Raw genomic sequence first — 12,706 nt, 5'->3', positions numbered from 1 at the left:
GGATCGGCGCAGGATTGCCGTCAGCGGCGCGCGGCGACACCCTCGGCGATCACGCAGAGCAGCTCGAACAGGATGGTCGCGCCGGCCAGCGCCGTCATGCCGGCGACATCGAAAGGCGGGGCGACCTCCACGACGTCGGCCCCGACGATCCGCACGCCCGCGAGTTCCCGCACCAGCGCCTGCGCCTCGCGCGTGGTAAAGCCGCCGATCTCGGGCGTTCCGGTTCCCGGCGCCATGGACGGGTCGATGCAGTCGATGTCGAAGCTCACATAGGTCCGCCCGTCCCCGGCGATGCCGCGGGCCTCCGCCATGACGTCGGCGATGCCGCGCCGGGTGCATTCCTCCATATAGATGACGCGGATGCCCTGCGCGCGCGCCCAGTCGTGCTCGTCGGTCGCGTAGATCGAGCCGCGAATGCCGATCTGCACCGTGCGTTTGGGATCGAGCAGGCCTTCCTCGATCGCGCGGCGGAAGGGCGTGCCGTGGGTATAGGGATTGCCGCCGAAATACGTGTCGTTGGTGTCGGAATGGGCGTCGAAATGGATCATGCCGACCGGGCCGCCGGCCGCCACGGCGCGCATCACCGGCAGCGTCGTCAGGTGATCGCCGCCGACGGACAGCGGAATGGCACCTGCGTCCACGATGGCGCGCATCCCGGTCTCGATCCGCTTCAACCCGTCGAGAAGATCGATCGGATTGACGCTGAGATCGCCGACATCGGCGACATTGGCGAGGCTGAACGGCTCGGTCAGCGTGACGTGGTGGACGCGCCGCATCAGGCTCGACTGGTTGCGCACCTCGCGCGGCCCATGGCGGGCGCCGGCCCGGTTGGTGGTGCCGCCATCCCAGGGAATGCCGACGAGCGCGATGTCGAGGCCGGTGGCGTCGGCAACGGCGGGCAGCCGCATGAAGGTGGAGTGGCCGGCAAAGCGCGGGACTTCGGCGGCGTCCACCGGCTGGTGAAAGGGGGTGGTCATGCGGGGGTCCTTTGCGCGGATACGTCCTGGGGCACGTCGAACACTTCGCCGGCGTGAAGCGGGCGGACGCGGGCGGGGTCGATATCGTGTTTCTGAAGCGCTGCGACCAGCGCCTTTTCCGGCGCGTCCATCGCCTCGTCGGTCAGCTGGATGGTCGCGAAGTGATGGCCGACGACAGAGGCGGCGTTCGCAAGGCGCATGCCTTGAATGGCTTCGTCGGGGTTCTGGTGCTGCCCTTTCATGAACCAGCGCGGCTCGTAGGCGCCGATCGGCAGGATGGCGAGGCGGAAGCTGCCGTATTTCTCGCCCGCTGCCCGATAGTTGATGCCGTCATGGAAGCCCGTGTCGCCGACATGGTAGATCCGACCCGCCGGCGTCGAGAGGACGAAGGCCGCCCAGAGCGCCTTTCGCCGGTCTCCCAGCCCCCGCGCCGACCAGTGATGCGCCGGCTCGCAATGGATCTTGACGCCCTCCGCGACATCGAGCGCATCGCCCCAGTCCATCAGCGCGATGCGCGCGTCGGGCGCCACCTTGCGGATGAAGACGTCGTTGCCGAGCGGCGTCACGAAGGTCGGCTTGTGCGCTTCCTCGAGGCTCGCGATCGTCGGCTGGTCCAGATGGTCGTAATGGTTGTGGCTGATCAGCACGACATCGATGCGGGGCAGGTCCTCGAGGCGGATGCCGGGCGGCGAGACGCGGCGCGGGCCGGCGAAGGAGACGGGGCTTGCGCGCTCCGACCAGACGGGATCGGTCAGAATGTTGAGACCGGCCACCTGGATCAGCATGGAGGCGTGGCCGACCATGGTGACGCGCAGGGCCTGCCCGTTGACCGCCGCGTCCGGCTTCACCACGGTCGCGCGGGGATCGGGCGTCTCCGGCCAGGTCGCCTTTTGCCCGTTGAACCGCCAGCGCAGCAGGTCGCCAAAGCCGTTCGGCTCGACGCCGCCCGGGTTGAAGAACCGCGTGCCGTCGAAATGATCGCTGACAGGGCCTTTGTAGTAGCGGTTGGCGGCCATGCTGCTCCTTGCCGTGATCCCGCCGGACACGGCGACCAGGGCGCCGGCCAGCGACCATTTGAAGAATGTACGGCGTTTCATGCCTGTCTCCGTGAAAGAGCCGTCTCACCGTTCCGATGTAAGCGGCGCTTGACGCGGCGGATGATGGCGGCTTTTTCGTGCCGGCGCCATCGGAAAGCGTCGGCATCGCAGCCCCGATGGGCGCGCCGCAGACCGTGGGATGGCGCTGAGCCTTGACTTTCCGGGCGGTTTGCTGTTTACCGCGCTCCATCTGCGACGAGACACGACTCCGAGCCGCCGACCGGGACCCTTTTAAGGTATAAACGTTCCCGGAGGTCAACACCCGACAGCGCGATGCGCCCTCGGGTGCCGTTCGGCTTTGCGTCTTGTTTCAAAACGACCCGGAACCCACGTTTGCGGCACATGCTCGCAGACGAAAAGGAAGAGCCGATGTTTGAAAGCCTCCAGGACCGCCTTGGTTCGATCCTCAACGGATTGACGGGACGCGGTGCGCTGTCGGAAGCCGATGTTTCGGCGGCCCTGCGCGAGGTTCGCCGTGCGCTGCTGGAAGCCGACGTGGCGCTGGAAGTCGTGCGGTCGTTCACCGACCGCGTGCGCGAAAAGGCCGTTGGCGCGAACGTGCTGAAATCGATCAAGCCCGGGCAGATGGTCGTCAAGATCGTCCATGACGAGCTGGTCGAGATGCTGGGCGCCACCGGCGTTTCCATCGACCTCAATGCGCCCGCCCCCGTCGTCATCATGATGGTCGGCCTTCAGGGCTCGGGCAAGACCACGACCTCGGGCAAGATCGCCCACCGGCTGCACACGCGCGACAAGAAGAAGGTCCTTATGGCCTCGCTCGACACGCGCCGGCCGGCCGCCCAGGAGCAGCTGCGCCAGCTCGGGGTTCAGGCGGGCATCGACACGCTGCCGGTCATCGCCGGGCAGTCGCCGACCGATATCGCCGCGCGCGCCGTGCAGGCTGCCAAGCTCGGTGGCCATGACGTCGTCATCCTCGACACCGCCGGCCGCACGCATATCGACGAGCCGCTGATGATCGAGATGGCCGAGATCAAGCGGCGCTCGAACCCGCATGAGATCCTGCTGGTCGCCGACGCGCTGACCGGTCAGGACGCCGTCAATCTCGCCCGCAACTTCGACGAACGCGTCGGCATCACCGGCCTCGTGCTGACCCGCATGGACGGCGACGGCCGCGGCGGCGCGGCACTGTCCATGCGTGCCGTCACCGGCAAGCCGATCAAGCTGATCGGCGTCGGCGAGAAGATGTCGGAGCTCGACGAGTTCCATCCGCGCCGCGTCGCCGACCGCATCCTCGGTATGGGCGACATCGTTTCGCTGGTCGAGAAGGCTGCCGAGAACATCGATGCCGAGAAGGCGGCGGCGATGGCCGCCAAGATGAAGTCGGGCAAGTTCGACCTCAACGATCTCGCCGACCAGCTGTCGCAGATGCAGAAGATGGGCGGCATGGGCGGCATCATGGGCATGATGCCCGGCATGTCCGGCATGAAGGACAAGATGGCGGCAGCCGGTCTCGACGACCGCATGTTCAAGCGCCAGATGGCGATCATCTCGTCCATGACCAAGGCCGAGCGCGCCAATCCGGACCTTCTCAAGCATTCCCGCAAGAAGCGCATCGCGGCCGGCTCTGGCACGGATGCTTCCGACATCAACAAGCTGCTCAAAATGCACCGCCAGATGGCCGACATGATGAAGGCCATGGGCGGCAAGAAGGGCGGCGGCATGATGAAGCAGATGATGGGCGGCCTTGCCGGCAAGATGGGTCTGGGCGGCATGGGTGGCGGTATGGGCGGCATGCCCGACCTGTCGAGCCTCGATCCCAAGCAACTGGAAGCGCTGCAGAAGCAGGCGGAAGCGGCCGGCCTCGGCAAGGGCATGGGGGGTGGCATGGGGGGACTTCCGGGCCTTGGCGGTGGCAAGCTGCCCGGTCTCGGCGGCGGTTTCCCAGGCCTGCCCGGCCTGCCGAAGAAGAAGTGAGGTCTCCATGAGCATCGACCCTTCTCTCGCGCACGAGCTGTCCGGATATCGCCAGTCGATCGACAATATCGATGCGGCGCTGGTGCATATGCTGGCCGAGCGGTTCCGCTGCACGAAGGCCGTGGGCGTTCTCAAGGCCCTCCACGATTTGCCGCCGGCCGACCCGGCGCGCGAGGAATACCAGATCGAACGCCTGCGCCGCCTGGCAAAGGACGCTCACCTGGACCCGGATTTCGCCGAGAAGTTCCTGAACTTCATCATCAAGGAAGTCATCCGGCATCACGAAGACATCGCCGCCGATCTGAAGGATTGACGGTCTCTCCATACCCCTCAGGCCGCATCCGCGGCACGCCAACATTCAAGGAGTTATTGACATGGCACTGAAAATTCGTCTCGCCCGCGGCGGTTCCAAGAAGCGTCCGTTCTACCAGGTCGTCATCGCCGACGCCCGTTCGCCCCGCGACGGCCGCTTCCTCGAAAAGGTCGGTTCCTGGAACCCGATGCTTGCCAAGGACGATGCCAAGCGCGTCGAACTGAACAACGAGCGCATCCAGCATTGGCTCGACCACGGCGCCCTGCCGACCGACCGCGTGCTGCGCTTCCTCAGCGAAGCCGGCATCGTCACGCGCGAAGCCCGCAGCAACCCGACCAAGGGCAAGCCCGGCAAGAAGGCGACCGAACGCGCCGCCGAAGCCAAGCAGAAGGCCGAAGACGCCGCTGCCGCTGCCGCCGAGTAATCGGACCTATCGCATCTTCGGGACCGGGCGGCATTTTCATGCCGCCCGTTTTCGTTTATGGGGTCGCGCGACCGACAGACATCCCGGAACGCACTTTCAAGAACGGTTCATCGATGAGCAAGCTGAAAAACCCTGTCCTGATGGGCACGATCGGCGGCGCGCAAGGCTTGCGCGGCGAAGTCCGCGTGAAGAGCTTTGCCGAGGAGCCGACGGCGCTGGGCGACTATGGCCATCTGCACAGCGAGGACGGGCGCGTCTTCGAGGTGCTGGAGGTGCGCGAGAACAAGAACGTCGTCGTGGTCCGCTTCCGCGGCATCAACGACCGGACGGCGGCAGAGGCGCTGAACGGGCTGGAACTGTTCATCGAGCGGGAAAACCTGCCGGACGACGATCTCGACGAGGATGAATTTTTCTATGCCGATCTCGAGGGGCTCGAGGCGAAGGACGCCGAGGGCAAGAGCTATGGCGTCGTGACCGGCGTGTTCGATTTCGGTGCCGGCGATCTCCTCGAACTGAAGGGCCCCGGCCGGCGGCCGGTGCTCATTCCCTTTTCCGAATTTTCCGTGCTCGAAATCGATCTCGAAGGCGGTACGATGCTGGTCGATCCCGTGGCGGCCGGCCTCGTGGATGACAAGGACGATCCGTCCGGTCCGTTCGACCCGAACGCGTCGGGAGAATGAGCGCCGCCATGGCGTTCCGGGCCACCATTCTGACGCTCTATCCGGAGATGTTTCCGGGACATCTCGGCCATTCCCTGGCCGGGCGCGCGCTGGAGCGCGGGCAATGGTCGCTGGACGCCGTGCAGATCCGGGACTTTGCCGAGGACCGGCATCGCACGGTGGACGACACTCCGGCGGGCGGCGGCGCGGGCATGGTGCTGCGGGCGGATATTCTTGGACGCGCGATCGACCGGGTGTCGGCCGAGGATGATCCCGGCGGCCTGCGCCCGCGGCTCCTGATGAGCCCGCGCGGCCGGCCGCTGAGCCAAGCGCGGGTTCGGGAGATCGCGTCCGGGCCGGGCGCCGTCATCGTCTGCGGACGATTCGAGGGCGTAGACCAGCGGGTCATCGATGCGCGCGCGCTCGAGGAGGTCTCGATCGGCGATTACATCCTCTCCGGCGGCGAGCCCGCGGCGCTGACGCTGCTCGATGCCGTGGTGCGGATCCTGCCGGGCGTCATGGGCAATGCGCTCTCGGGCGTGCACGAAAGTTTCGAGGGCGGGTTGCTGGAGCATCCGCACTACACGCGGCCGCAGGTCTTCGAGGGACGGGAAATCCCCGCCGTGCTGACCTCCGGCAATCACGGCGCGATCGAACGTTGGCGGCGGGCGGAGGCCGAGCGGCTGACGCGGGAGCGCCGGCCCGATCTCCTGTCACAATCTTCTCCGCTTCAGCCCGTGACGAAATAGTAGAAGGCAAGCAGCAGGCCGACCGCGACGACGAAGGCGCGGATGATGGCCTGCGGGATGCGGCGGGCAAGCCAGACGCCGCTATAGCCGCCGAGCGCCCCGCCGGGGATCATCACCGCCGCCTCCAGCCAGGAGACGACGCCGCCGACGGTGAAGACCGCGACCGCGATGGCGGCGATGACGAGGGCGAGCAGGTTCTTCAGCGCGTTGATCCGGTGGTAACCGCCGCCGGCCGTCAGTCCCAGCACGGCGAGCATCATGATGCCCATGCCGGCCCCGAAGAAGCCGCCATAGACAGAGGTCGCGAATTGTCCGAGGAGGCCGAGCACGCCGAGCGGCGCGCCCGCCTCGCGGGATTTCGGACGCAGCAGCGGCCCGGCCGCAAAGATCGCCGTCGCGCCCAGGAGCAGCCAGGGTACCAGCGCTCGGAACGACGGATTGGACAGCATCAGCAGAATGCCGGCGCCGATAAGGCCGCCGACCGCCGAGAGAAGCCCCAGCATGACCGCCAACCGCCGGTCGGCCAGAAGCTCGCGGCGATAGGCGAGGGCGGCTGTGATGTAGCCGGGAAACTGCACGATGGAGGAGGTCGCATTGGCGACGATCGGCGGCAGGCCCGCCAGCGTCATCGCCCCGAAGGTGAGAAACGTGCCGCCACCGGCCACCGCATTGACGGCGCTCGACAGGAATCCGGCGAGGAACAGGAGAACGGCGGTTGTGATCGGCATCAGCGACTCATCGAAGAAGGGGCGTGTTTTTTGTGTTATAGGGCATGTGCTCAAACGCAAGGACAGATGTCGATCCGGAGATTTGCCGACATGCCGTGGCCGAACGACCCTTGGCGTCTCCGACACGTCGCGACGCAGGACAGGCAGCGCCTGCGCGCACTGCTTGACGACTATCTGCAAGAGCTGTCCGCCTTCAGCCCCGTCGATACCGCCTATCGCTATTTCGACCTGTACTTCGAGGATGCCGACCGCTCGGCCTACATGATCGACGTCGTCGATGCGGGGGCGTGGACGCCTGCCGGTTTCGCGCTGGTCAACCGCCACGCCTGCTCGGGCTTGCCGGTGGATCATGCGATGGCGGAGTTCTGCGTGCTTCCCGATGTCCGCAGAACGGGCCTCGGTCATCGCGCCGCGAACCGCATCCTCGCGCTGCATCCGGGCGTCTGGGAGCTCGGCGTGTCGCAATTCAACGCCGCAGCCTGGTCGTTCTGGCGCCGCGTCACCGAGCGCTTTCCCAATGTGGAGACGATTTCGGCGGGCGAGAGGCGCATCCTGCGCTTCGAAAGCCCGGACGGGGAGCGCAGAATCGCATGCGAAGAGGGGTGACAAATCGACGATCCCGGTGTATAGGCCGCACCGGCTCGGGTTCCTGCCCGTGGCCGTCAACAAAGAATGGTGTACCCGCCGTCGCTCTTCACCGGAAGAGCCCTGCCCGGAGGCTTTGCCGAAGGACACCCTGGCGCTCTGACTGTTTGAGAAGAAAGCAAGGTTAAACCGATGAATATCATCCAGCAGCTGGAAGCCGAACAGGCCGCCAAGATCGAAGCCAAGCGTACCCTCCCGGAATTTTCCGCAGGCGACACGCTCCGCGTCAACGTGCGCGTGACGGAAGGTACCCGTACCCGCGTGCAGGCCTATGAAGGCGTCTGCATCGCCCGTTCGGGTGGCGGCATCAACGAAAGCTTCACCGTTCGCAAGATCTCCTACGGCGAAGGCGTCGAGCGCGTGTTCCCGGTCTATTCGCCGATGGTCGAAAGCGTCGAAATCGTTCGCCGCGGCAAGGTCCGTCGTGCCAAGCTCTATTACCTGCGCGATCGTCGCGGCAAGTCGGCGCGTATCGTCGAGAACACCGGCACGCGCGCCCGCAAGCTGAACGACACGGCTCGCCAGTCGGCTGCCGAAGAGAAGGCGCGTCTGGAAGCTGAAAAGGTTGCAGCAGCCCAGGCTCTCGCCGCCGAAAAGGCAGCAGCAGATGCCGCAGCCGCTGAAGCCGCCGCTGCCAAGGCCGCTGAAGACGCCGCCGCTGCAAAGGCTGCCGAAGACGCGAAGTCCGCAGAATAAGATCTTCGGATCGTCCCATGAAAAAAGCCGTCGGAGCGATCCGGCGGCTTTTTTTCGTCTGGAGAGGGTCGCGCGGCGGCGCTCAGTCCCTGGTGGCGGGATCCCAGTGCTCGTCCGCCTTGCCGTCCTTGATGCGCCATGTGTCAAACCATGTGGTGGTGTAGCTCTTCGACGGATCCTTCTCGTCCTTCATCTCGCGGACGAAGCCGACGGTGACGAGGTCGCCCTCGGCCGTGACGAAGGCGACCGGCGCCTTGATCTTTTCCGGGATCGGCGAAGGCGTGCGCTTCAGCACCTGCGTGAAATAGGCGACCACGCCGTCGCGGCCCGATGCGGCGTTGGGATTGTGCTGGAGATAGCGCTCGGTCAGATACTGGTCGGCCTTGTCCCAGTGATTGGCTTCGAGCAGATCCCGGATAATGCCGAGGACCACCTGTTTGTTGGCGTTCAGCTGCGGATCGGGGCTGGTGAACAGCGCTTCGGCATCCGGCGCCGCCACCACGGCCTCCTGCGCCTGGGACGGGGCGGCCGTGAGGAGCGATCCGAACGAGAGGCAGGCTGCGAGAAGGGCGGGGGCAAGTCGGTGTTTCATGAGCGTTCCTTGGAGAAGACCGTTTCATCGGGTGAGCGTCGTGGTCCCTGTCGAAAAATTTGTAAGGACAAGCCGAAGGATGAGGAAGGAGGCAGGTTTTTCGCCGATAGGGCGGAAAAGAGAACCATGAGCGGTCGCCGCTCGCCGGCACGGCAACGGTTTTCTTCCGTGAGCGGGAACGGCGATCGGTCCATCCCGCGCACCGGCACCGGCGCTGCGGTCGAAATGTCCTTGCCGCCCGCTCGCCTCTTGCCCTGCCGGGAAGTTTCGTGACAGTCTCGTATGGCACACGCCAGGAGCCCGCCTCATGTTCTTCCGCCGCCACGTTCTCGCCGGTCTGACCCTTCTCGCCCTTTCGCCCCTTCATGCCGTCGCGGCCGATCTTCCAGATCTCGGCGGGCGCGAGATCGTCGTGGTGACGGAAAATGCCTATCCGCCGCTGCAGTTCATCGACCCGAAGACGGGCGTGGCCGCCGGCTGGGAATATGACGCGGTGGCCGAGATCGCCAAGCGGTTGAACGCCAAGGTGACCTATCGCAATACGAGCTGGGACGCGATGATCCAGTCCGTGTCCGACGGCCAGTACGACATGGGCATGACCGGGATCACCATCAAGGAAGACCGCAAGGAGAAGGTGGATTTCTCCGATCCCTATATGCGTTCCGAGCAGTTCATGCTGGTGCGCGGCGACGAGAGCCGCTTCACGGACGGCAAGTCCTTCGCCGCGTTCTCCAAGGGTCTGGTCGGCGCCCAGCCGGGCACGACGCCGTTCTATACGGCCATCTACGAGGTGCTCGACGGCAACGAACAGAACGCGCGCGTCAAACTGTTCGAGACCTTCGGTGCGACGGTGCAGGCGTTGAAGACCGGCGACGTCGATGTCGTGCTGACCGACGGCACCGCCGGCAAGGGCTATGTGGAGACGTCGGATGGCGGGCTGAAGCTGATCGGCGGTCCGCTCGGCACCGAGGATTTCGGCTTCATCTTCCCCAAGGGCTCCAAGCTCGTGGCGCCCGTCAACGCCGCCATCGCGGCGCTGAAGGCCGACGGGACGCTGGACACGCTGAACCGCAAGTGGTTCGTCGATTTCAAGATGGGCGAGTGAGAGACGGCTGACCGGATACGCAGCCCCTCATGCAACCCATGCCGCCTCGCCCATCCGATCCGTCGCCGCACGTCTCCTCGAGCCAAATATTGGGCTCAAGCGAAATATCCGGCCCGAGCCTCCGCCCGACGTCCGGCAGGGGCGCGATCTCGCGGGAATTTCCCTGGTGGCTGATCGCGCTGGCCACGATCGCCGTTGGCCTTGCCGTGCTCATTGCCGTCAACGATCTCTATTCCCGCGTCTTCACGGTCGTTGCCGCCGGCATCGGCGTCACGATCTTCGTGACGATCGTCGGCTTCGTGCTGGCCACCCTCGTCGGGCTGGGCGTGGCGCTGATGGCGCTGTCGCGCCGGCAGGTTCTGCGGCAGGTCGCCCGGTTCTACACCGAGGTGATCCGCGGCATTCCCGTTCTCGTGCTGCTCTTCTACATCGCCTTCGTCGGCACGCCGGCGCTGGTCTGGCTGATCAATCTGGTTCTCACCCCGCTGATTTCGGCCGGAGCGATGGAGCCGGTGCTGGTGCGCGACCTGTCCCTGATGTGGCGGGCGATCATCGCGCTCACCATCGGCTATTCCGCCTTCATCGCCGAGGTCTTTCGCGCCGGCATCCAGTCGGTCGATCGGGGGCAAGTGGAGGCGGCGGAGGCGCTGGGGCTCAATCGGTTCCAGCGGTTCCGGCTGGTCGTGTTTCCGCAGGCGATCCGCACCATCCTGCCGCCACTCGGCAATGATTTCGTCGCGATGATCAAGGACAGCTCGCTCGTCTCGGTGCTGGGCGTGCAGGACATTACCCAGATGGGCAAGGTCTATGCCTCCGGCTCGTTCCGGTTCTTCGAGACCTATTCCATCGTCGCCTATATCTATCTTCTCCTCACCATCGGCCTGTCGCTGGCGCTGCGGGGTCTGGAGAAGCGGCTGCGGCGCGGCCATCGCGGATAAGAGGGTCGCCACCGTGCCGGTGACGGCGTGCATGACGGCCGCGGAGACCGCGATTGCGCCTATCGATCCTCTCGCTGACGATGCCGACAAGGCGGGCTGGCGGCTTTGGGCGAAAGCGCTGGAACCTTGCAGTCGGGCTTGAAAACTGCTATTTCGCCGGTCATGGAATCCAAGTTCGGATGTCGCGCGCAGAATGTCGTCGTGCTGCAGGATCACAAGCGCCTGCCGGCACGCTTTTACGCGCGTGTTTCCGGGGCGCTCAACAGCCGACTTCGATAGATCCTTCAGGGGCTTTTTGCTCCGGCTTTTGAAGCCTGATCCGACCGGCCGCCGCGCCGGATTCTCCAACTTCTTCTTTCCAATGGATGACACGCCATGAGCGCACCACGGACCCTCTATGACAAGATCTGGGACGACCACGTCGTCGATCAGCAGGAGGACGGCACCTGTCTTCTCTATATCGACCGCCACCTCGTTCATGAAGTGACGAGCCCGCAGGCGTTCGAAGGCCTGCGCCTGACCAACCGGCAGGTGCGCGCGCCGCAGAAGACGCTCGCCGTCGTCGATCACAACGTTCCCACCTCGCCGGATCGCCATCTCGGCATCAAGAACGAGGAAAGCCGCATCCAGGTGGAAGCGCTGGCCCAGAACGCAGCCGATTTCGGCGTCGAATATTATTCGGCCTCCGACAAGCGCCAGGGCATCGTGCACATCGTCGGGCCGGAACAGGGTTTCACCCTGCCGGGCATGACGATCGTCTGCGGCGATAGCCACACCTCCACGCATGGCGCTTTCGGTGCGCTGGCCCACGGCATCGGCACGTCGGAGGTCGAGCATGTGCTCGCCACGCAGACGCTGATCCAGAAGAAGGCCAAGAACATGCTGGTGCGCGTCGACGGGCAGTTGCCCGAAGGCGTGACGGCGAAGGACATCATTCTCGCGATCATCGGCGAGATCGGCACGGCCGGCGGCACGGGGCACGTCATCGAATTTGCGGGCGAAGCCATTCGCGCGCTGTCGATGGAAGGCCGCATGACCATCTGCAACATGACGATCGAAGGCGGCGCCCGCGCCGGCCTCATCGCGCCGGACGAGAAGACGTTCGACTATATCAAGGGCAAGCCGCGTGCGCCGCAGGGCGAAGCGCTGGAGCAGGCGATCGCCTACTGGAAGACCTTGAACACCGAGGAAGGCGCGCATTTCGATCGTGTCGTGGTGCTGGACGCTGCGGAACTGCCGCCGATCGTCTCCTGGGGCTCCTCTCCGGAAGACGTCATTTCGGTTCAGGGCGTCGTTCCCAATCCGGACGAGATTCAGGACGAAAACAAGCGTGCCTCCAAGTGGCGGGCGCTCGACTATATGGGCCTGAAGCCGGGCACGAAGATCACCGACATCGCGGTCGATCGCGTGTTCATCGGCTCCTGCACGAATGGCCGCATCGAGGACCTGCGCGAAGTCGCCAAGGTCGTCGAGGGCAAGACAGTGGCGCCGACCGTGTCCGCGATGATCGTGCCCGGTTCGGGCCTCGTCAAGGAACAGGCGGAAGCCGAAGGCCTCGACGTCATCTTCAAGGCGGCCGGCTTCGACTGGCGCGAGCCGGGCTGCTCCATGTGCCTGGCCATGAACGACGACCGGCTGAAACCGGGCGAGCGTTGCGCCTCGACCTCCAACCGCAACTTCGAAGGCCGCCAGGGATTCAAGGGCCGCACCCATCTGGTCTCCCCGGCCATGGCGGCAGCGGCGGCCGTTGAAGGTCATTTCGTCGATATCCGCACTTGGCAGTAGACCAGAACGGGCAGTAAGCCGGGCCGTCCCGCCGTTCATGCCATGAAAAAGCGCCGCTTCCGG

The 12,706-nt window shown here is 65.4% G+C and carries 14 protein-coding genes; 10 read left to right on the top strand and 4 right to left on the bottom strand.

Features of this window, described 5'->3' with window-relative positions; translation table 11 throughout:
* Positions 1-20: 20 nt before the first annotated feature.
* Entirely contained in the window at positions 21-977 is a 957-nt protein-coding gene (gene speB / locus ASG39_RS17865) for an agmatinase (RefSeq protein WP_062596326.1), read from the bottom strand.
* Positions 974-2,074 carry an MBL fold metallo-hydrolase gene (locus ASG39_RS17860; RefSeq protein WP_062596325.1) on the bottom strand — a complete coding sequence of 367 codons (1,101 nt, stop codon included), beginning with the start codon at positions 2,072-2,074 and terminating at the stop codon, positions 974-976. Before ASG39_RS17860 ends, speB begins: the two co-directional genes overlap by 4 nt.
* A 369-nt stretch (positions 2,075-2,443) precedes the next feature.
* On the opposite strand from ASG39_RS17860, the gene ffh reads away from it, so the two are divergent.
* The 5 genes from ffh (at position 2,444) to trmD (ending at position 6,154) form a co-directional block, all read left to right on the top strand.
* Positions 2,444-4,009, top strand: a complete 1,566-nt coding sequence (gene ffh, locus ASG39_RS17855) for a signal recognition particle protein (protein ID WP_062596410.1) — start codon at positions 2,444-2,446, stop codon at positions 4,007-4,009.
* Between the two features lie 7 nt (positions 4,010-4,016).
* Complete coding sequence (locus ASG39_RS17850; RefSeq protein ID WP_062596324.1) at positions 4,017-4,322, top strand: chorismate mutase; 306 nt, start codon at positions 4,017-4,019, stop codon at positions 4,320-4,322.
* A 61-nt stretch (positions 4,323-4,383) separates the two neighbouring features.
* On the top strand, positions 4,384-4,746 hold the full coding sequence (rpsP, locus tag ASG39_RS17845) for a 30S ribosomal protein S16 (protein ID WP_062596323.1): 363 nt from the start codon (positions 4,384-4,386) through the stop codon (positions 4,744-4,746).
* Positions 4,747-4,859: 113 nt separating this feature from the next.
* Positions 4,860-5,426: a ribosome maturation factor RimM gene (gene rimM, locus ASG39_RS17840; protein ID WP_062596322.1), complete on the top strand. Its 567-nt coding sequence runs from the start codon at positions 4,860-4,862 to the stop codon at positions 5,424-5,426.
* Positions 5,427-5,434: 8 nt separating this feature from the next.
* Positions 5,435-6,154, top strand: a complete 720-nt coding sequence (gene trmD / locus ASG39_RS17835; protein ID WP_062596409.1) for a tRNA (guanosine(37)-N1)-methyltransferase TrmD — start codon at positions 5,435-5,437, stop codon at positions 6,152-6,154.
* Here trmD and ASG39_RS17830 read toward each other — a convergent pair.
* Positions 6,136-6,882, bottom strand: a complete 747-nt coding sequence (locus ASG39_RS17830; protein ID WP_062596321.1) for a sulfite exporter TauE/SafE family protein — start codon at positions 6,880-6,882, stop codon at positions 6,136-6,138. The two genes, trmD and ASG39_RS17830, sit on opposite strands and share 19 nt — an antisense overlap.
* 66 nt (positions 6,883-6,948) lie before the next feature.
* Here ASG39_RS17830 and ASG39_RS17825 point away from each other — a divergent pair, with 66 nt between their 5' ends.
* Complete coding sequence (locus ASG39_RS17825) at positions 6,949-7,488, top strand: GNAT family N-acetyltransferase (RefSeq protein WP_062596320.1); 540 nt, start codon at positions 6,949-6,951, stop codon at positions 7,486-7,488.
* A 171-nt stretch (positions 7,489-7,659) separates the two neighbouring features.
* Entirely contained in the window at positions 7,660-8,223 is a 564-nt protein-coding gene (gene rplS, locus ASG39_RS17820) for a 50S ribosomal protein L19 (RefSeq protein WP_062596319.1), read from the top strand.
* Between the two features lie 82 nt (positions 8,224-8,305).
* Here the strand turns inward: rplS and ASG39_RS17815 are convergent, their stop codons facing one another.
* A complete protein-coding gene (locus tag ASG39_RS17815; RefSeq protein ID WP_062596318.1) occupies positions 8,306-8,815 on the bottom strand; it encodes a nuclear transport factor 2 family protein in 510 nt (169 codons plus the stop codon).
* 307 nt (positions 8,816-9,122) lie between these two features.
* Here ASG39_RS17815 and ASG39_RS17810 point away from each other — a divergent pair, with 307 nt between their 5' ends.
* The 3 genes from ASG39_RS17810 to leuC all read left to right on the top strand — a co-directional run bounded on the left by ASG39_RS17810 (position 9,123) and on the right by leuC (position 12,643).
* Positions 9,123-9,920 (top strand): transporter substrate-binding domain-containing protein, encoded by a 798-nt coding sequence (locus ASG39_RS17810; protein WP_062596317.1) that lies wholly within the window; start codon positions 9,123-9,125, stop codon positions 9,918-9,920.
* Between the two features lie 146 nt (positions 9,921-10,066).
* Entirely contained in the window at positions 10,067-10,858 is a 792-nt protein-coding gene (locus ASG39_RS17805) for an amino acid ABC transporter permease (protein ID WP_244481266.1), read from the top strand.
* Between the two features lie 375 nt (positions 10,859-11,233).
* The gene (leuC, locus tag ASG39_RS17800; RefSeq protein WP_062596316.1) at positions 11,234-12,643 is read left to right on the top strand and encodes a 3-isopropylmalate dehydratase large subunit; all 1,410 of its coding nucleotides are present in this window, start codon (positions 11,234-11,236) and stop codon (positions 12,641-12,643) included.
* The last annotated feature ends 63 nt before the right edge of the window (positions 12,644-12,706 follow it).

Origin of the sequence: Rhizobium sp. Leaf371 (assembly GCF_001424045.1) — a bacterium.
In the GTDB taxonomy this organism is placed as follows: domain Bacteria; phylum Pseudomonadota; class Alphaproteobacteria; order Rhizobiales; family Rhizobiaceae; genus Ferranicluibacter.
The sequence above is the reverse complement of the archived record's forward strand: the minus strand, read 5'-3'. Positions and strand labels throughout refer to the sequence as shown.